The organism is Motilimonas thetidivivens (genome assembly GCF_046452435.1).
Lineage (GTDB): Bacteria > Pseudomonadota > Gammaproteobacteria > Enterobacterales > CBDFNC01 > Motilimonas.
In genome coordinates, this window is sequence record NZ_JBKFDK010000008.1 from 92,321 (window position 1) to 112,632 (window position 20,312).

Annotated in this window: 17 protein-coding genes; 11 read left to right on the forward strand and 6 right to left on the reverse strand. The window is 44.3% G+C overall.

What is annotated here, in order from left to right:
- Positions 1 to 22 precede the first annotated feature (22 nt).
- Positions 23 to 577, reverse strand: coding sequence for a PepSY domain-containing protein (locus tag ACK8OT_RS08330; protein ID WP_410196041.1), 555 nt, complete (start codon positions 575 to 577; stop codon positions 23 to 25).
- A 219-nt stretch (positions 578 to 796) separates the two neighbouring features.
- On the opposite strand from ACK8OT_RS08330, the gene ACK8OT_RS08335 reads away from it, so the two are divergent.
- Positions 797 to 2,668, forward strand: a complete 1,872-nt coding sequence (locus tag ACK8OT_RS08335) for a permease (protein WP_410196042.1) — start codon at positions 797 to 799, stop codon at positions 2,666 to 2,668.
- Positions 2,652 to 3,158 (forward strand): L,D-transpeptidase family protein, encoded by a 507-nt coding sequence (locus tag ACK8OT_RS08340; protein WP_410196043.1) that lies wholly within the window; start codon positions 2,652 to 2,654, stop codon positions 3,156 to 3,158. Before ACK8OT_RS08335 ends, ACK8OT_RS08340 begins: the two co-directional genes overlap by 17 nt.
- A 31-nt stretch (positions 3,159 to 3,189) precedes the next feature.
- Here the strand turns inward: ACK8OT_RS08340 and ACK8OT_RS08345 are convergent, their stop codons facing one another.
- The 3 genes from ACK8OT_RS08345 to ACK8OT_RS08355 form a co-directional block, all read right to left on the reverse strand.
- Positions 3,190 to 3,450 carry a DUF1289 domain-containing protein gene (locus tag ACK8OT_RS08345; RefSeq protein ID WP_410196044.1) on the reverse strand — a complete coding sequence of 87 codons (261 nt, stop codon included), beginning with the start codon at positions 3,448 to 3,450 and terminating at the stop codon, positions 3,190 to 3,192.
- 135 nt (positions 3,451 to 3,585) lie between these two features.
- Positions 3,586 to 4,164, reverse strand: coding sequence for a YceI family protein (locus ACK8OT_RS08350; RefSeq protein WP_410196045.1), 579 nt, complete (start codon positions 4,162 to 4,164; stop codon positions 3,586 to 3,588).
- Between the two features lie 2 nt (positions 4,165 to 4,166).
- Positions 4,167 to 4,733, reverse strand: coding sequence for a cytochrome b (locus ACK8OT_RS08355; RefSeq protein WP_410196046.1), 567 nt, complete (start codon positions 4,731 to 4,733; stop codon positions 4,167 to 4,169).
- 431 nt (positions 4,734 to 5,164) lie between these two features.
- Between ACK8OT_RS08355 and ACK8OT_RS08360 the strand changes: the two genes are divergently transcribed.
- The 3 genes from ACK8OT_RS08360 (at position 5,165) to ACK8OT_RS08370 (ending at position 8,327) form a co-directional block, all read left to right on the forward strand.
- Positions 5,165 to 6,538 carry an OprD family outer membrane porin gene (locus ACK8OT_RS08360; protein ID WP_410196047.1) on the forward strand — a complete coding sequence of 458 codons (1,374 nt, stop codon included), beginning with the start codon at positions 5,165 to 5,167 and terminating at the stop codon, positions 6,536 to 6,538.
- A 170-nt stretch (positions 6,539 to 6,708) separates the two neighbouring features.
- Complete coding sequence (gene tnpA / locus ACK8OT_RS08365) at positions 6,709 to 7,143, forward strand: IS200/IS605 family transposase (RefSeq protein WP_410195513.1); 435 nt, start codon at positions 6,709 to 6,711, stop codon at positions 7,141 to 7,143.
- Positions 7,144 to 7,367: 224 nt separating this feature from the next.
- A complete protein-coding gene (locus tag ACK8OT_RS08370) occupies positions 7,368 to 8,327 on the forward strand; it encodes a hypothetical protein (protein ID WP_410196048.1) in 960 nt (319 codons plus the stop codon).
- A gap of 28 nt (positions 8,328 to 8,355) precedes the next feature.
- On the opposite strand, the gene rlmA is transcribed toward ACK8OT_RS08370, so the two are convergent.
- Complete coding sequence (gene rlmA / locus ACK8OT_RS08375; RefSeq protein WP_410196049.1) at positions 8,356 to 9,204, reverse strand: 23S rRNA (guanine(745)-N(1))-methyltransferase; 849 nt, start codon at positions 9,202 to 9,204, stop codon at positions 8,356 to 8,358.
- Between the two features lie 148 nt (positions 9,205 to 9,352).
- Between rlmA and ACK8OT_RS08380 the strand changes: the two genes are divergently transcribed.
- The 5 genes from ACK8OT_RS08380 (at position 9,353) to ACK8OT_RS08400 (ending at position 15,530) form a co-directional block, all read left to right on the forward strand.
- Positions 9,353 to 9,838, forward strand: coding sequence for a GNAT family N-acetyltransferase (locus ACK8OT_RS08380; protein ID WP_410196050.1), 486 nt, complete (start codon positions 9,353 to 9,355; stop codon positions 9,836 to 9,838).
- Positions 9,839 to 9,960: 122 nt separating this feature from the next.
- A complete protein-coding gene (locus tag ACK8OT_RS08385; protein WP_410196051.1) occupies positions 9,961 to 10,755 on the forward strand; it encodes a LysM peptidoglycan-binding domain-containing protein in 795 nt (264 codons plus the stop codon).
- Between the two features lie 33 nt (positions 10,756 to 10,788).
- Complete coding sequence (locus tag ACK8OT_RS08390) at positions 10,789 to 12,261, forward strand: tetratricopeptide repeat protein (protein WP_410196052.1); 1,473 nt, start codon at positions 10,789 to 10,791, stop codon at positions 12,259 to 12,261.
- Positions 12,248 to 13,819, forward strand: coding sequence for a GGDEF domain-containing protein (locus ACK8OT_RS08395; RefSeq protein ID WP_410196053.1), 1,572 nt, complete (start codon positions 12,248 to 12,250; stop codon positions 13,817 to 13,819). The genes ACK8OT_RS08390 and ACK8OT_RS08395 overlap by 14 nt, the downstream gene beginning before the upstream one ends.
- 433 nt (positions 13,820 to 14,252) lie before the next feature.
- On the forward strand, positions 14,253 to 15,530 hold the full coding sequence (locus tag ACK8OT_RS08400; RefSeq protein ID WP_410196054.1) for a peptidoglycan DD-metalloendopeptidase family protein: 1,278 nt from the start codon (positions 14,253 to 14,255) through the stop codon (positions 15,528 to 15,530).
- A 32-nt stretch (positions 15,531 to 15,562) separates the two neighbouring features.
- On the opposite strand, the gene ACK8OT_RS08405 is transcribed toward ACK8OT_RS08400, so the two are convergent.
- Entirely contained in the window at positions 15,563 to 16,759 is a 1,197-nt protein-coding gene (locus tag ACK8OT_RS08405) for a GGDEF/EAL domain-containing response regulator (protein WP_410196055.1), read from the reverse strand.
- A gap of 116 nt (positions 16,760 to 16,875) precedes the next feature.
- Here ACK8OT_RS08405 and ACK8OT_RS08410 point away from each other — a divergent pair, with 116 nt between their 5' ends.
- Positions 16,876 to 20,130: an ATP-binding protein gene (locus tag ACK8OT_RS08410; protein WP_410196056.1), complete on the forward strand. Its 3,255-nt coding sequence runs from the start codon at positions 16,876 to 16,878 to the stop codon at positions 20,128 to 20,130.
- Positions 20,131 to 20,312: the final 182 nt, after the last annotated feature.

Genomic DNA, 20,312 nt, shown 5'->3' on the forward strand with positions numbered 1-20,312 from the left:
ATAACCCATAGCTATAGTTGGGTTATTTGCGATAAACCGGAATCAGGTCCTGGGTGGAGATATCAACTAACCAGTTTTGTCTGCCAGACGGTGTCGCTAATTCTATTTCAAATAGGTTGATACCTTTTTTATTATCTAGCTCAGCTTCAACCAAAAAGCCCGGGTGCTGTGCTTGAACCACTTCAAGCGCTTTGATAATTGAAAAGCCATTGGCTTGGATCTGTTCGACCGCTTTGATGTTGTTGTTGTCATTAAACCAGCCAGTAATAGCGACTTGCTTGGCGCTGAGCTGAGCCTTGCTGTGGGCATCAAACACTAAGTTGTGTTTGATATTGTCGCTGAGGTTTATGACTTCAACCTTGTAGATCAGCTGGCCTTCCACATCATCTAGTTCGAAATCAGTGATCACACCTGTATATTGCTCGCTCACTTGCTCCAATATTTGTTTTGGGCCTTGCTGTTGGTGTTGCTCAATTAATTCAGCGACCGCTGCACTTTCATTTGTATCCGCACTGGTGCCTGCACTAAGTAGTAATGCGGGGCCGAGTAAACAGGCTGCAAGCAGGTTGTGTTTCATGGTCGTGCTCTCTTAGGTAACGGCTAACTCTATGGCATTTTAGCTAATTTTCTGTAAACCATGGATATGCTAAGTATTAATCATTGTTCATATTTAGATCTTGGGGCAATTTTTGTGAGATCAAGGGGAAAAAAAACTGGCTAAAAGATTAACAAAAATAATCCAACAGACTCGCTTTTGTTATATTATCACGTTCCAAGTTTTTAGAGTTTGCTGTCCATGTTAGTCATCCTTAGTTTAGTTGCCCTATTTGCAGGGCCGTTAATTTGCCAGTCCATTCAACGCCGTCAGGGTTGGTTTACACTGCTGGATGCGTTTATTTTTGTCACTATCAGTGGCTTGGTGCTGTTTCATATTCTTCCTGAAGCGCTATATCACGGGGGCTTAATCTCTTTGCTGTTTGTGGCATTGGGTTTGTTCGGTCCCGGTTTAGTCGAAAAATACTTTCATGGCATTGCCAATAAAGCCCATAACTATACCTTGCTGTTTGGTGTGGGGGGCTTAGTTTTACATGCCATTACCGACGGGGGCGCCTTGGTTGTGGGTGAATCCCAAACGGCTTGGTTATTGGCCTTAGGGGTTATTTTGCATCGCTTACCCGTTGGTTTAACTGTGTGGTGGCTGCTGCGCCCGCAATATGGTCGTGGACTGCCTCTTGCGGTATTAACGGCGATGTCTTTGGCTACCTTAGCCGGTAGTTATTTTGGTAGTCAGATTATCCCTCATATGAGTAACCAATGGTTGGCTTGGTTTCAAGCTTTAGTAACGGGCTCTATTTTGCATGTGGTGTTTCACCGCCCATATCAAGATAACAATCAGCAGCAAGATGAGCGTCAAGAAAAGCGCATGGCGGGCTGGGGAACCTTGTTTGGTTTAGTCTGTTTAGCGGCGGTGTTATTGCCCCATTGGTTGGGCTATGTCGCTCATAATCATGTGCATATGGATTCGATTTGGGATCGCGCGCAAATGTGGGCACAAGGTGGCGCGCATCATGGCCAAGAGACCGCGCTAGCACTGCAGCGCTTTATTAGTTTGGCATTACATAGCTCACCCGCTTTGTTATTGGCTTATTTTATTACCTACCTGATTAACTATATGCAGGTACCTGCGCGTTGGTTAGCCAGATTGAACCGTAAACAAGGTGCGAGTGATAGTGTTAAAGGGGCATTTTTAGGTCTATCTATGCCCATTTGTGTCCCTGATGCGGCGCGTATGTATCAACAGCTACAAGGGCAAGGTTCAAGCCAAGTGTTTGCCTTATCCTTTTTGCTTGCCGCCCCTATTCTCAGTTTTGATGCCTTGCTGCTTTCTTGGCCTTTGTTAGGCTCTCAGTGGGTTGTGTTGCGCTTGGTGTTGGCTTTGTGTTTGGTTTTATTGATAGGTTTTGTATTAGGACGCTGGATCCAAAAACAAGAAGCACACAATCCTGTGCCCGTTGCGGTGGAATTAAGTCAAGCTCAAGGTTCTCGCTTGATACAGGCTATTCGCCATAGTTTTGAGCATCTGTTAGATCATACCGCGCCTTGGATAATATTAGGCTGGACGGTAGCGGCTACTTTAGCGCCTACGCCGGGCTGGCAAGTGTTTGCTGAGCATTTATGGCTGCAGATTATTTTAGTTATTGTGGTGGCTTTGCCGATGCATTTATGTGCGACGGGATTGACGCCGATAGTGGCTGTGTTGTTATTGATGGGGGTTTCGCCAGGTGCGGTATTAGCTTTGCTGTTGGTTGGACCTACGATCAATGTTGCTTTGTATCGTTTTATTAAAAAGCAGCAAGGACAAGTGGTTGCCTTGGGTTTATTTGCGGGTGTGGTTGGCTTTGCGTTTGTCGCGGGTATGGGGTTAAACCAGTATGCTCAAGTGACCCCTATTCCGTGGCTAGAGCACGATCACAATTGGACTCAGGAGTGGTTGGAATATATTAGTTTAGCGGTAATATGTGCGCTGTTTTCGGTCTCTCTATTTAAGCGTGGCGCCAGGGCGTTTTTAGCGGAATTGATACCGGCAAACCTATTGAAAAAACATCAACACCAGCATGCTCACCATGGTGAGCATCAGCACGGACAGCATCATGGCCATCAGCATTAAGACAATTACGAAACTGCTTTTTTCTTTATTGTTTTTGTTTGTTCATTTACCTTTCGCTCAAGCCAGTAATGTGGATAAGGTACTGGTTATTAAAAGTGCGCGCACTCTGTACCTCTTGGACAACGGTCGAATTTTGCAAAAGTACGATATTTCCTTGGGCAAACGTCCAGAGGGGCATAAAAAATGGCAAGGGGATAAACGTACGCCAGAAGGGCGCTATGTGTTGGATTTTCGCAATCCAGAAAGTAACTTCTTTCGTTCGATCCACATCAACTACCCTAATGAACGAGATCTGGCTTACGCTAAAGAGAAAGGCTATGAACCAGGTGGCGCGATTTACATCCATGGTTTACCCAATGGTAAAGAGCATTTAGAGCACAAATACAAAGGCACCGATTGGACGGATGGCTGTATCGCCGTGCTTAACGATCACATGATGGAAATTTGGAATTTGGTGCAAGATGGCACCGAGATAGAGATTCGACCATAGTGAGCTGAAAATAGTCAGCTAAAACAATGAGCTAAAACAGCTCTTCCTGTTCGGTTAATGGCGGTGTTTGCGGCTGTTCTTGTTGTTGAATTTGTGCTCGTTCTGCTCGCAGTTTTCTGATCATACGTTGACGGCAAAGCCGGATAATATTTCTTTGTTGGCTAGGGGTGAGCTCTAGCCAATTAAATCTTTCTTCTCGACTGCGCATGCAGCCAACACAAAAACCCCGGTTATCTGTACGACAGATTCCGCGACAAGGGCTGGGGATGGCAAAAAATTCTAACTGTTCCATTCTTCCAAAATAGCAGGCTTTGTCGAAAAAATGAACATAACGTAGCTCGGCAAATAAAAAAGGTGCAGCAGCACCTTTTTTATTTTCAGCTCAACACCACCTAATCCAATAGGTGGTTATCATTGGTAATCGGTTCTACTTTTTAATACCTTCAATATGAAGATCAAGTTGTACCGTGGCTGATTGAGGACCTAAATCCATTGGAATACCGTAATCTTTCATAGTGATCGTGGTTGAGCCTTCAAATCCCGCGCGGTAACCACCCCAAGGATCTTGGCCTTCGCCCACTTTAGTGACATCAATCACGATATCTTTAGTCACTCCGCGTAGCGTGAATTGGCCGTGCAATTGGCCAGTTTGACCATCGGTTGTTTCAAATTTAGTGCTAACAAATTTGGCTTCTGGGTATTTATCGACTTCTAAAAAGTCTTTAGTGCGGATGTGCTTGTCACGCTCAGCGTGGTTAGAGTTAACACTCTTAGTGTCAATGGTCACCGCAATTTTGGCATCACTAGGCTTGTTAGCGTCGTAGCTAAACTCACCGCTAAAGGTATCAAAACGGCCGATCACCCAGCTGTAGCCTAAGTGATTAACCTTGAAATTAATCGAGGCGTGGGCACCGCGGGTGTCGATGACATAATCCGCTGCCATAACAGGTGTGGCAGCGGCGAAAAGTCCAGCAGAAAGAATGGCTGCAGTCAGTTGTTTTTTCATTCTTAGTTCCTTTTTGATGTAGAGTTTACCGGCTTTAACATCCGGCTGAGGGTAGTGTCTTTGTCGATAAAATGGTGTTTTAGTGCTGCCATGGCATGGCCTAAGCTAAATAAAATCAAACCCCAAGCTAATAGCTCATGGATGTCACCCGCAATTTCTTCTTGTTGTGGTAGGCCACTGATAATGGCGGGCACGTCAAACCAACCAAACACCGAAATAGGGCGTCCGTCGGCGGTTGAGATTAAATAGCCTGACAGCATTAAAGTGAATATCATTAGGTATAGCAGTATATGGCCCGCTTTGGAGGCCAACTTCTCCCATGCTTTATGATTGTCTAACCCCTTAGGTGTTGGGTTAATAAAGCGCCAAACCAAACGAAATAGCATGATGACAAACAAACAAAGCCCAATGCTCTTATGAAGCATAGGTGCTGTTTGATACCACTCGGAGTAGTAACTGAGATCCACCATCCAAAAGCCTAAGGCAAATAAACCATAAACACTCAACGCCACCAGCCAATGCAGGCAGATAGTGATCAGGCCATAGCCTTGTTCAGAGTTCTTCAGCACTTGCATGTCCTATCTATCAAATAAAAACGATTCTGATTTATATCATGGAGCAATTTTTTTTAGAACAAAAGAAGAATATATGGCATGAATCATTCGAAAAAATAGAATTTTTTGTGAGGCTGAAGTGCTGAAGAAACTTGGGAAAGCTAAAGATGGAAAGAGTCTAGCTAGATGATAAACACAAAAGCTGTACCTGAGCTGAATTGAAATACGAGTTTAGCAAGCAGATTTGGTATTTGCTGAAGCCCCTGCAAAACGCAGTGATGTTGCTTGCTGTGAACCATGAAGTGGATAGAATTTACTTCGAATTAAGCGATTGAAAACTGGTTTTTCAGTGTGATTGCTTTGGAAAGTACTAACCCTGATACCACGGTGGGCAAACCAAAAAGCAACAGGGTTAGCTTTTATCTCACAGAACTAGGAGTACCAAAATGGAAAAAGGTTCAAACTTTTTTAAATTAAATTCAGTAGGCGCAGCGGTCATTGCTGCTGTTGCTGGGCTTGCTATGGTTAATGCACCGGCTGCGCATGCGGAAGGCTTTATTGAAGACTCGAGCCTAAATGGCGGTTTATACCTTTGGGATCGTAACCGTGACCGTCGTGATGCTCCTGATGGTGATTTTAAGACTAACCTATCTCATACAACAGTGAATGCGAATCTAGATTTCACTTCTGGTTATGCTAACGGCATCATCGGTGTTGATTTTGGTGTGTTTTTCGCGGCTGATCTTCGAAACGATGGCGACCCGCACCACGAAATGGCTTTCTTCCCTGGTTCAAATAATCCTTGGGATATAGATTGGAGCCAAACTAAATCAGACTCGGGTGCTTCTATTTACAAAGCTGCTGTGAAAATTAAGGGTGGCCCTGCTTGGGCAAAAGCGGGTTACTTCCAACCGTCTGGTCCTGGTGTTTTAGGGGTTAACTGGTCGTTTATGCCAGGGACATATCTAGGTGGTGAAGCAGGCTTTGCGATGAATGGTTTTGAGTTGGCAGCCGCATATGCATCAGAATATAAAGCCCCATGGTATAAAGATACCTATGGATTCCGTATGAATGACGGTCAAACTAAGGTTGATTACCTCTACTCAGTGGGTGGTCGTTACACCTTTGACTTTGGCACATCGGTTGAAGTGGCTTACGGTGAATCAGAAGATTACCTACGTAACAGTCATGTAAAACTAAAACACGATATGACCGTTCGTGAAAGGGACAGCCTATACATGACTTATCAACTGTATATGATGAGTGATGTAAATAGCCACGATAATGTAAATGAAAACTTTGATGGCACGGCGTATCAGCACTTTGTTGGTGCTCGTTACAACACAGGACCATACACTGTACGTGCAGAGGGCTTATACACTAAAGCACCTCAGAGTAATTCTGACCACAGAGGTTACTTTGCTTATCGTCTAACGAGTGAATACGGTGGCTCTAACGGTGCGTACGAACCTTGGTGGGATGCGCGTTCTGACTGGAACCACGATGAAGAGAAAGCGGTGTTTGTCGGCGTTTGGCGTGACCTTGCAGATTTAGGCGCAACTGGCTGGAGCGTAGGGGCATCTTACGGTTATGGCTGGGGTGGTGAATCAATCGACACGACTGATGAGCTAAAAGAAGAAGCATACAACTTTGACATTGCTTACACAGTACAAGATGGTACGTTCAAAGGCACCACAGCTAAACTGCATTACACTGATTACAATAACAAATCAGATCAGCCAAGTTGGGGCGCATTTAAAAATGCCTTCCAAGATGAGCAAGATCTTAAGTTAATGGTGATCGTGCCATTCTCGCTATAATTCACTTGTTATAGCCGATTTAACAGCCTCGCTTAATGCGGGGCTTTTTGTTTTCAGCCCTAAACCACCTACTTCAGTAGGTGGTTATCATCCATAGGGGGCTTTGCCCGAAGTTCTACTCATGCTAAATGGACTCTCGATTTTTAGCGAAGTCAAAGAGGACAAATAACATGAGTAGATATAACCAAGCTTCCCACGTATTTTGGAGATGTCAATATCACATTGTGTGGACACCAAAGTATCGTTTTCGAATATTGAAAAATAATGTGGGTAAAGAAGTTTATCGGTGCATACAGGTTTACTGTAATCAACTTGGATGTGAAGTCGTTGAATTGAATGTACAAGTTGACCATGTTCACCTAGTGGTAAAGGTACCGCCAAAATTATCAATATCAAGTTTGATGGGTGTTTTGAAAGGTAAAATAGCCTTGAAGTTATTTAGCAAATTCCCATATCTAAGGAAGAACAAGTTATGGGGAAATCATTTTTGGCAAAGGGGCTATTTTGTTGATAGCGTAGGAATCAATGAGGAAATAATACGCCGATACGTAAGGCACCAAGAGAAACAAGAGCGTCAAGAGCAGAGAGAGTTGGCGCTGAACTAAACAAAGGCCCCCTTTTAGGGGGTTAACACAAAGCCACCTTCTTCAGAAGGTGGATTATTTACTTCTTAAGCCCTTTAAACCTATGCTCAATTAACTGAAGGTGATTCTTTATCCCTATACTTGATTGAAAAATAGAGGGTAAGTACAAAAATGAGCACAATCTAAGCTTGGCAGTTTGAGGTTTACTGCTATCTTTAGAGTCAGGCGAAATAAGAGGGAAGGTTATGTCACGGATACTCAACATCACCAATGGCGATTGCGCCGCTGATGCTATGCGCCATGCGGGTATCATAGGCGATTTCTTACCTTGGCGAGATTTGTTGCATGAAGGCCCTGTGCCTCATGGGTTAACACTTGAAGCCTTATCAGGGATCCGCGCCGAATACATAGCACAAATGGGTTGGGGGGATTATGAGCAGGTACTCGATAGCTTTCGCACTCGAGATCAACAGCTGCAACGTTTTGCCTACTACAAAAAAATTATCCTGTGGTTTGAATTTGATTTGTATGATCAACTACAAATGCTACAAATCCTTGACTGGTTTAATAAGCAGCGCTCACTTGATGTTGATATCGGCGTTATTTGTGTCGACAAATATTTGTCGGAATGCAGTGATGTTGAACTCGTATGTATGTTAAACCAAGAACAACCGCTAACCCATCAAATACTCGATGTGGCGAGCTATGCTTGGCAAGTGTTTAGTCAAGACAACCCTCAATTACTCGCTTCGTTACTCAACCTAGATACCAGCCCTTTGCCTTATTTAAATGGTGCGGTTAGGCGTTTATTACAAGAGTACCCATCAATCAACAATGGCTTAGGTTTAGCACAACAAATTGCCCTGACCCATATCGCTCAGGGTGAGCAAGATCCTAAGACGTTGTTTCGTTTATACCAGGTTGAGGAAGCGCGCCGTTTTATGGCGGATACGGTGTTTTTTCAACGCTTAATGTTACTTAATGCGGCGCGCATCATTAGCTGGGGCACTCCGAGCTGGGATAACCCTGTCACCATTACCGAGCTTGGCCAGCAAGTACTGGCTGGTAGGCGACACGCGGTTGATTTGCTGCCGCCAGACTATTGGATTGGCGGCGTGCATCTGACCGCCGATAATGTGTGGTTATGGGATGAGGAGAGCGGCAAGCTCAGTCGTAAAATGACATCACAGCAGCCCAACTTTTAACGCTTAGTTATCCAAGCAACGCAGGTCTTTATACCCCAACTGCCTCGTTTTTACTTGGCTCAAACACTTCAATTTTAAAATCCAGATCGAGTGTCAGCGATTGCTCAGTGAGAGCTTGTTTTTGCTCCGCTGTTAGCTTGTAGGCGAATGGTGTCATGGCTAACAGGTTAGCAATATCTTGCTCTGCGGATAAGGTGAGCTGCTGTTGCAGTTGTTGGCTTTGGCTCAGTTCAAAGCCTGGAATTTGCGATGCTTGTTCCGTATGCAGCTGCGGCGTTTGATAAATCACCTGCTTTAATTGAAATAAGTGTCGTGGCCCTGGACTGACGGAGATTAAGCATCCACTTGGTTTTAGCACTCTTGCTAACTCAGTCGCCGAAGATGGTGCATAAATGCGGGTGATAATATCAAAGCTGTGCTCAGGAAAGGGTAAATCAAAGGCGCTAGCGATACAAAATTGCACGTTTTTGGCGCGCTTTGCGGCGCTGCGGATAGCGGCTTTGGAGATATCAAGTCCATGCCAATTGACTCGGCCAGCGCTTTGCTCGGCAAATAATTGCGTGTAATAGCCTTCACCACAGCCCAAATCTAGGCCCTGTAAAGGTAAGCTTGATACCTGCTGTTGCTGCTCGCTGCGAGCTTGGATCAGTTGACTGACTTGTTTGGCCAGACTCTGATAATGGCCTGCATTGAGAAAATCACGACGCGCCTGCATCATGCTCTTATTATCGCCAGGGTCGATCGAATTCTTTTTTTGCACTGGCAGCAGGTTTAAATAACCTTCTTTAGCAAAATCAAAACAATGGTTACTGGGACAGCGAGCACTGTTATGTTGTGAAGTAAGTGGCAGCTGGCAGATAGGGCATGAAAAAAGCATGTAAAAAAGCCTAAAAGGAAATCATTATATGGGGTGTTTATTGATGAGTCAGCTTTAATCCTCCATAAGGGGTAGATTAATGTGCTGACTGAAATATGAATAATGATATGATAGACAGGGCTTGTAATGAAGTATTTAAGGCGGTGATGTGGCAACAATTTGGTATTTAGAATCATTAAGTCCTGAGCAATTAAAACCGAAACCGGCACCGGATAAGTTAGCCTTGCAACTTATTGAAGTCGAAAGAGCTGAGTATCAATACAATCGTTTTTTATATCAGCTGGTTGGAGGAGCTTGGTCATGGACCGACAAGCTCAACTGGAGCGATCAGCAATGGCAAGAATATGTCAATTCGCCTCAGCTTAGAACTTGGGTGCTGTATCTAGAAGGAACCCCTGCGGGTTACTTTGAGTTACACAAGGAAAATGAACAGGTAGAAATTCGTTATTTTGGTTTAAGTGAGCAGTTTCTTGGCCAAGGTATCGGGGGGTACTTACTTACCGCCGCTATTAAGCAAGCTTGGGCATGGCAAGCAAAGCGAGTCTGGGTTCATACTTGTGATAAAGACCATCCGGGTGCGCTGGCGAATTACCAAGCGCGTGGTTTATGCCTGTATAAAACGGAAATAGAATAAGATACCCCATCAACTTGACGTTGCGAGTAGGCGGTTAGTGAGTGAACTTAGCCAATAGCGAAGCAACTTTTAGTTAAAAGGGGATAGCGACCTGCGCTCTCAACTAAGATAAGGATAATCAATTGTTGCGTATAAGGGACTTACTTTGGGGAATGTGTTGGCTACTTAGTTTAGGGGCACAAGCCAATAATGAGATTACAAAGGCCACTTCATTGTCTCAAGGGGCTTATGTCGATGAAGGGGTTCCCGCGCAAGTCAATGGCTCTGGTTTTATTAGCCTCAATACCATCATCAATACCAAGCCATTTCGAGCGCGAGTGAATTATGTCGGTGATGAGTCATTAGCCATGGAGCTGATGTTTGCCTTGAGTGACGCGATGACAGGGAAAGTCATCTGGTTAGAGCAGCGCCGCACGAGCCAATATATGTTTGAAATATCGCATGCTAGTTTGCACTATGATGCGAAGCGTTATCAGCTAAATGCGTATCAGGTTATTCGGCCAATTTTGCTTGCCGAATTGACGCCTAAAATCACGGCTGCGCCCAGCCAAGCGCCAGTGGAGACCTCCCAGCGTGACGATGATAGGGCAACAAGCCGTGCCCAAGCAGAAGGGCAATGCAGTGTCTCATTGGCCAATGGCGAAACCTTTTGGCAATTAGCTAAACGACATGCCAAGATAGCCAAATTAAATATATACGACAGTGTTGTAAGCCTGTTTTATAGCAACCTGAATGCGTTTAAGGGAGCCAATATTGAACAGCTGAATGCGACTCGATTGCGCTGCCCGTCAGAGCAACAAATTCAATGGTGGCAAAAGAGAGGCGATAGTAGCAAGATATATAGCCAACTGTTACAAGGCGCAAGCTATAACGAGGTAATTAACCTCAATGAAATGCCAAATAGTCAGCTAAGATAATGATTAGCCGTTTGCGGTTTAAGTAGGAAAGTGATGCCCGTTTCTTTTTCACAACAAGACAGCCATATAAAAGCGGAATTGGCCAGCATTGATAGCCTATTAACGCATTCGCCACAGGCGGCGTTGCCTCGTGTGTTACAGCTGGTTGAGGCGGTTAGACAAACCCAAAATGACCAAGGCTATGTTGCCGCCTTGTTGAAAATGGCGGAAGTGTACTGGCATACCATGGATTACCAAGCCGGCTTAAGGGTGTGTCGGCGGGTTGAATCTATCCTAACCCCAGAGCTTGAATATCAGTTTTCTACTCAATTATTTCATCGTATTGCTACTTTAAACTGGGGCTTGGCCCGCTATCGTTCAGCCCAGCATTATTGGAATCAGGCGCTGGAAAAGTCGATCTTACACAATGAATTTGAACTGCAACTTGAAGCCTTAATTGGATTGGGCAATGTGTGGCGTATTACCGCTAATTTAACCCATTCGGAAGCGGCGCTAAGATTTGCTTTAGACACAGCGCTGCTGAGAAACTACGAGTGGATTGCAGGTAAGGCCTCTATTTTATTGGCTTGGACGCTTTTTTTGCAGAAAAAGTATGTTGATATGCTGCCCCTTTTAGAGCGTTGTAATGAACTGTTAAAAGACTGCCCAGATCAAACTTGGCATGCGGAAATTCATGATTTTAGAGGCTTGGCCTTACTGTACTCCGGTAGTATTGATGAGGCTCAACAGGAAATTCAACAAGCATTAAACATTGCGACCGAGCACAATTTAGCATGGATGTCGGCGCATGCTTCAGTTTCAAGCGCGCGGGTGGCCAAAAAGCAAGGTTCACTAAGCCAAGCCAATGACTACTTACAACGGGCGGAAGAACTGGCCAAAGAATTTGACCAAGGCGAACTCTTGTCACAAATTTGTTTAGAGCGCTCAGAGATTTGCCAACGTTTAGGACAAGGTGGCCAAGCTTTACGTCATTATCGAGACTTTCGTCGATATGAACTTAACCTGATCAAAGAGCAATCTATTTCAAAAGGTAACGATGAGTATTTATCTTCTCGTGGGCAATTGGATTTACGATCTAAGCAGTTGATAAAACGTATAAACGTGTCTGACCAAGTGAATCAAATACAGCATTTACCTTATATGCGCCACAAAGGAGCTTGGTTATTTAGCTGTCGTCTTCGAGTCGATGAGCTTAACAGCGTCGTGGTTAAAGTCAGCTTTACCAGTGCTGTACATGCCGAATTTTCGATAGCATTACTGCATAGTTTGTTACGAGGAGAAGATCGTGGAGCGGTATGGGATGCTAACACTTTAGTGTTCAAGCTAACGGTATCCGAATTGGAAAAAGAGCGTATTATTGAAAATATTAAACGGCTTATTGATAATTTCCCTTGGTGGCGCAGCCAGCTTTCCAAGCCATTATTTAATATAGAAATAGTATCTATTGCTGATTTTTTGCAACAAACGCCTGAGCTGGAGAATCAAATAACTAATGGCTCAAACTAACTTACTGAATCTAGCCAGCCAAGCGTTAGCTGAGGGCGATGAAAAGCGAGCAATAGCTAATTGTGAGCAATATATTGACGAGACCACAGAGCAGCCAGAACAGTGTGCCTTGGGCCTGCGTATTTTAGCGGATATCTATTTAGGCTTAGGTAAAATAGATACCTCGATCCATCTGCTGGAAACAGCACAAGCGAAATTGACCGAGCTGCCCGGCACTATCGAGTTGCTTATTGTACAAAACACATTAGCGCAGCGATATGCCGATGACATTCGTTTTGAAGATGCCATGAATACTTGGCTAGCAATGTCAGCCGAAGCGGCTAATTTAGGTAACGTCGACCATTTTGTCGAAGGCTTAATTGGCATCGCATTACTGCTTGAAATTGTCAGCGACCATCAAAGATCCTTGCAATTTTATCATCAGGCTCGCCTCCACTACGACAGCATTAACTCAAAGCAACTTAAGTTAAGGCTGAACCTGTGTGAAGTGTCTTGTATGATTTCACTTACCTTGTATCAAGATGCAAGGCAATTATTGGCGGACTGCGAAACCCAAGCATTGCTTGATAATGGCTTTGCCGATGCCTACCTAGCGGAAATTTACCTTTATCATAGCCAGATTTGTCGCAGTGTTGGTCAGCTTGATATTGCGATGAATTTACTTGAAAAAGCCAAAGCATCGAGCGAGCGCCTCAAGCTTAAATGGATCACCAATAAAATCAGTGTTGAAGTTAGCCTGTGTTTGATTGAACAAGGTCAACCACAACAAGCAATCACCCTGCTAATACAAACCTTTGATTCGATTCAAGGCTATAGCCTGCCGTTATTGAAGTGCGAAATAAACGAGGCGCTCAGCCAAGCTTATGATGCCGATCAAGATTATGAAAAGGCATTAGAATGCGAAAAATCGGCTCATCTGATTGCGGTTGAATTACTTAGTCGCGTTCCTGTCAGTGAACTTGGCCAGCATTGTTTGCGCCGCTTTAAACGTTGGGAGCCAAAACTTGACATGGAAAAGACGCGGTTAGAAAACGCCGCGCTAAAAAATCAAGCCATTAGCCAACAAGAAGTGGTCAGTAAGCTGGAGCGAGATGCGTATCGTGATCCCTTAACCCGCCTTTACAATCGACGTTGGTTAGACAAATCCTTTGCTCAGCGCGCAGATAGTTACGCCATTATCTTAATTGATGCTGACCATTTTAAAATGGTCAATGATAACTACAGTCACCAAGTGGGCGATCAAGTACTGCAAGAGCTCGCCTTTATCTTACAGCAAAGTATTCGCAGTGGTGATTATGTTGCCCGTTATGGCGGGGAAGAATTTATTATTTTATTAGCTGAAACCGAGTTGGATAAAGTAGTCAATACAGCTGAGCGTATTCGACAGATGGTGGCTCAGCACCACTGGCAAGACATTATGCCGGGTCGGGATATGACCATTAGTCTAGGCGTTGCTATTAAGCATGGCGATGTTGATGCGAAATTGGCGTTTGAGTTGGCTGATAAAGCGTTGTACCAGTCGAAAAATGACGGTAGAAATCGGGTGACGTTAGCCTAGTTGAGTTAAATTGCTGTGAGAAAAAAAGATGGGACCTAGAAGGTTTGGTCCCATATGACAAAAGGATGCAAAGGGTTGAGTGAGTAAGCGAAACACTGCCCGCTTGCTCAGGTGCATTTATAATCTGACAAACACTTCGGCACAACTCGTGAATTACAATAACATATATCGTATTTTCCGAGCTTATATTGAATGTATATGAAAAACATATATATAGCTTGAGTTAGTATTTACCTTGCTTTTGATGCTTAAGTAAATAATGTGAGATAGGTGTGTTTCTACCGAGATGTTTTTCTCACTACGATGGCATTGATACCTAATCCAGTTCAAATTATGGATTTTGACTTGTTACATAGCGCTATATTCTCGCCGGAAATTCTTATAAACTGAGCGTTTTTGTTACTCTATAACACTTACTGTGAGTATGCTTTCAATGTTGTCTCGACTGCCTCGTTTTCATGTATTAGCAATTATCACCATTGCACTTGTTTCATTGTTATTTCTATTCATTTTCCCAAGTCAGGATTCGCTAACCGAAAAGCCAGTGACGCGTGAGCTACCTCTGGATATAGATAAAATCATTGAGCAGCAATCGCAGCAAGCCATGCCTGATCCCAACGAAGTGCTACGTGCCCATGCTGACTTTCCCGATATGTCTGGCGCGTCTGAGCATTTTATTACCTTACAGGTCGGCGATACGGTGGGTAAATATTTAAGTCAGCTCAATGTATACAGTGCTCTTCCAGATCTACTGGTGGCCGATGAAAAAGACCTACGTCTAGGTAACGTATTACCAGGGCAAACGTTAAACATTACGCTCAACGCTGAAGGTAAACTGTCTAAACTCGTGCTAGGGATTGATATTGCCAACCAGCTAACCTTTACCCTAACCGATGATGGTTATAGCGCTGAGCTATTTACCGAGCAAGGCGAGTGGCAAGAAAAAGTAGTTGCTGGAGAGATACATGGCTCATTTAATGTCAGTGCCAATAGTAATGAACTCAGTATGAGCAGCATAGCCCATATCGCCAAATTGCTGGAAAACAGGCTGAAGTTTAAAAATCTGCGCGCGGGTGATAAATATTATGTCTTAGTCAACCAGCAAACCATCAAGGGCGAATACTATCAAGAAGAAGTGTTAGGCGTGGTGATTAAAAGTCGTGGCACCACTTATAGTGCATTTCTTCACGATGACGGCAACTACTATGATCAAAACGGCACTGGCTTAAGTAAGGCATATCGTAAAAGCCCTCTCAATGGCAAATACCGCCTTAGCTCGCATTTTAATTTAAAACGACGTCACCCTGTCACCGGTAAAATTCGCCCTCACTATGGTACTGACTGGGCCACACCGATAGGCACCCCGGTTTATTCCATCGGTGATGGCGTGGTTGAACGGGTCGAAAATCACCCTTTGGCAGGGCGTTACCTTGTCTTAAAACACGGTCGTCGCTATGTAACCCGATACCTGCATTTAAGTAAAATACTCGTGCGTAAGGGTGAGCGTGTATCGATGGGGCAAATGGTAGCTAAAACCGGAAATACGGGCCGCTCTACTGGACCTCACTTGCATTTTGAATTTCATATTGACGGTCGCCGTGTTAATCCGCTCAAGGTGAAGTTACCTTTTGCGACTGAAATGTCGAAACAGCGATTGGCTATATACAAGGCCAAAGTGGCTGAAATGAAAGCCAAAATGGGCGCTTCTTAAGCCAAAGACTAACAGTCAAGCCCGCGGCTGTGTTACCGCGGGTATTGGCTTAACCAGCTACACAAGTCATCCATCGGCATCGGCTTAGCGAATAGATAGCCTTGGATCCGATGGCAGCCGAGTTGTTTAACAAACTCCAAGTCTTCCTGATCTTCAACCCCCTCTGCCACTGTGGTGATATCGAGTTTTTGCGCTAGGTTTAAGCTTGATTCCAGTATCGCGCTGCTAACGTGATTATGGGTTGCGCCATGAACAAACGATTGATCAATTTTTAACTCATTAAAGGGAATCCGCTTAAGCTGCTCCATCGTGGAAAAGCCGGTACCAAAATCATCAATCGATAAACCAAGCCCCTTCAATCTTAATCGCGTTAGTATATCTAAGCTGGTGGCTAAGTCTTTGTTTAGTAAGGATTCTGTCACTTCGATGGTGAGATATTTAGGGGGGATATTATGCTGTTTTAAGGTCTGTTGGATCCGCTCTGGCACATCAAGCCAAACCAAGCACTGGGCAGAGAAGTTCACCGAAAGCTGCAGCTGACAGCCTTGCTGGTGAATGGCTCCTAAATCGGCAATGGCTTGCTGATACATCAGCTCAGTAACCTCATTGATTAGCGACAACTGCTCAGCCAAGGGAATAAACACGTTAGGAGGAATGAGACCTCGTTCTGGGTGGTGCCAGCGAGCCAGTGCTTCTAGTCCTACAACTTTTAAGGTTTGTGCACATACTTGAGGTTGGTAATAAGGAACAATCTGACGACTTTTAATGGCTTTGCGTAATTCCTTAGCCAAATCGGAGCTGGCGACCTCTCTGGATTGTACGGTTTTGGTCAGCTCAGGACTGGTCAAAATAGTCAATAATTGCGAAGAGTTAATGGGTTTGGTTAGGGCTCCCAGCACGTCAATCGCGCGCTCTTTAGCAATACTTTCTGCCGTGGCTAAAATCCGTTTATCTTCCCCGCTGATCAAAACTAAGGAAACTTGACGAGGTAAATCACTGATGTAGCGAATTAATTCAATGCCATCTATGTCAGGCATATTTAAGTCGGAGATTAAGATATCAACCGGCTCTAATCGCGAGCTAAGAAACTTCAATGCGTGGCTCGAAATATCGGTGCAAATCAGCTTACTTACCCCTGCCTTTAATAAGATCCGTTCCAGGGCTTTCAATGTAAATGCGTCGTCGTCAACCACCAGAATACGCATGTCTTGCAGATTTTTTTCAGGCATAAGTTTGCTTCTGTATAAATTCATTATTTAGCCACAATTAATTATAACTATAGCTATATTTAACTGAGTTGTAGTATCGAATTATGAAAACTAATCGAGATCTAACAGGACTGATTATGGAAGCAAAAAAACATGGCCTTTTTTCATTAAATACCATAGGTGGGAAGGTCGCACTGGCCATGTTTGCCATCAGTTTACTCGTGATCATTCAAGCCAGCTCCAGCTATTTTTTAAATACTCGGGTACAAGCTGACACCACTATAGTGGGGCGATCCGATATTCCCGAAGCGTTATCGTCAATTAATATGCTGGATGAATTAGGGGATCTAAATTCGAATATTTTGGAGTACACCTTAGGTGAGTCAGACGAGAAGGAAGATTTTGATCTTAATGTGACTTCTTTTCGTGAGTACTTGCAGCAATTGCGCCGAGCAAATGATGCCGAAATTGCTCAAGGGGGAAAAGTTAACACTCGTCTTGATGAAATCGAGACGCTATTTGCGGAATACCAAACTCGAGCGCGCGCCGAAGTGCTCAATATATATGATCCTGAGTTAGAGTTCTGGGCTAATCAAAGGTTAGAAGGGCTGATTGAGGTAACGGGCGCAGAGTTAGAAAAGCTACTTGATGATCTTAAAAACAGTGAGCTTGCAGATGCTGGTAGTAGTAGTGAGGGAGCGGAAAAAGACTATTTAGAGGTGTTACAAGATGATTTACCTGGGGTGCAATATTACCTCGAAATTCGTGATGCGGCAGGCGACATGGTGAGCAGCCTAAATGATTACGTTGATGGTGATGGTAATGCCAAAAAAGTGTTTATTAAAAGCAGCCAAAATTTTGAATTTTATTTTAATAAGCTCAAGCCATTAGAACAAAAGGATGCAGAGGTTGAAGACCTCTCGAAAGTCAATGCATTATATGTTGTATTGCGTGACGGTGGTTTGGAAATATTCGCCCGATATGATTCGACGCAGAAAAAACGCGCCATCGTAGCGATTGATGTGCTTGAGCATCAAGTTTTTTCGCGTTTGGAGACTATCTTAGATCACTTAGCGGTCGAAGCAGACCAAAATGCACGAAATTCACTGGAGGGCTTGCGCTCACTGACTGCCTCGAACCAGTACTTTCTCAGTATTTCTTTAGTTCTGGTATTACTCTGCTGCTTTGCCATTATTTATTTTTCCTATCGCACTATCAGCCGGCCTATCGCCAGTTTAAATCACACCATGCGTGAATTAGCTCGCGGTAACACAGAGGTTGACATCACCTATCAAGACCGCGAAGACGAAGTGGGCGATATGGCCAAGTCGTTAGAGGTGTTTAAGCAAAACATCATCGAGCGAGACAGAGTAGAGCAAGAGCTGGTGAGCGCCCGAGATAATGCCGAAGCGGCTTCTAAAGCCAAGGCTAACTTCTTAGCCACCATGAGCCATGAAATTCGCACCCCGATGAATGGCATCATAGGCATGATTGACCTGTTGATGACCACCAAGATGACCCGCGAACAGCAAGACATGAACACGACCATTCGCGACTCTTCTTTTTCTCTGCTCAATATCATTAACGATATTTTGGACTTTTCTAAGGTGGAAGCGGGCAAGCTTGAACTGGAAGAAATTGACTTTTCATTAACCGAAGTGCTTGAAGGCGTATTAGATACCTTAGTGCCGGGGGCAGAAGCGAAACAAGTACAAATGCAGCTGTATACTGATCCCCATATTCCGCCTTCCGTCATTGGCGATCCGGTACGGATCCGTCAGGTCATGTTTAATCTACTTGGCAACGCGGTGAAATTTTCCAGCGGCTTAGAGCGCAAAGGCCAAGTGATTGTCAGTGCTAAGGTGAGACCCAGCCATGATGAGCGCAAGCTCAATGTCGATATTGCCATTAAAGATAATGGTATCGGCATTAAAGAAGCGGATATTGCGGATCTATTCCAACCTTTTACCCAAGCTGAGTCTTCAACCACAAGGCGCTACGGCGGTACGGGGCTGGGATTGGCGATTTGTCATAACTTGGTGCAGTTAATGGGCGGGGACATTCAGGTTGAAAGCGAAGTTGGGGCCGGCTCCACCTTTCGGATCTCCTTGTGCTTCCCCATTTCCTTCAGTGGTAATAGCAAGCAATTGGATTTAAGTGATGTTTGTGTTTTTTCATTTATTTCAAATGATTGGGCAGCACGCTATGTACCTGAATATTTAATTGCGGCCAACGCCCAGTTTATCGATTGCACTTACCAAGACATAGCGGGGCATTTAAATACGCGCAATAGTCAATTCTTCATTGTGGTGACCGATAACTACGAAGACTGTATGGCAAAAGTAGAGCGTTTTGTGCCCGCGTCGATTGCGTTACGGTTACGCTTTTTAGTGTTGTCTTTGACCTCACGCGGTGAAGGTATTATTAATCAGCAAGCATTTTCGATTGGTGCTCGGCCGCTGAAAAGAAGTACCTTGTATCACGGCATCAATGTGGCTGTTGGCCGTGAAAGTCCGGTTGATTCATTTCAAGATACCCGTTTTGAAGTTACCCGCGCTGAATTATCGGTTGAAGATGCGGAAGCGGCTGGGCAGCTGATTTTGGTTGCGGAAGACAACCAAACCAATCAGCAGGTGATCCGCAAGCAATTGCGCAAAATTGGCTTTACCTGCGTGATGGCACAAGATGGCGTTGAAGCCGAGAAATTATACGACAAGCATAACATTGCCCTAGTGTTAACCGATTGCCATATGCCAAACCGTGATGGCTATGAATTGGCTCGGATATTAAAGGTTAAGCAGCGCCAGCAAGATACCAGTGTGCCTATTATCGCCATTACGGCTAATGCCTTGCTGGGGGAGGCTGAAAAATGCTTGGCTGCTGGCATGGATGATTATTTAGCTAAACCGGTTGAGCTGAGCAAATTGCAAAGCATGGTACATAAATGGTTAAAAATACGTCATGCGGATCAAATTGCTTCGCCAGCTCTGCCGCCTACCAGTGACGCACCTGAGCCCCTATTACAACAAGCAGCAGGGCAAGGAGATAATTTACTCAACCCCAGTGTGATCAGTGAAATTTTTGCTGATGATCTAGAGGACTATTATGACTCCCTTGAAGATTTTCAGCAGCTAAGTTTGCCGCAGTTGAAAGTGATAGCGAATATGCAACAGCAAGACTTTGACCTTGAGACAATGCAAAATCTCGCCCATAAGTTAAAGTCTTCCGCCTTTACCATGGGCATTAATCAGCTTGGGGATCTTTGCCAGCAAATTGAACAAGCCTGTAAAGATCAGCAAGCTGAAGTGGTGCAACAAGGCTTAACTGGTCTTGATGCTTTAATCACAGAGGTTGAAGACGCAGTTAACCGAACCTTAGCGCAGCGCAGCTAGTTGGATTTTCTGGTTGTCAAAGGTGCTGATTAAAGCCAAAAATCGCCCCAAGGCAAGTGTTGCCAAATTGTTTTATTGGCTTTTTATTTGATACATTTGGGTCATTTTTGCTTATTTAATTTAACAGCTTATCTACCCCTAAAGAGATGTTTAAATAGCCAGTTGATGTAAATCAACTGGCT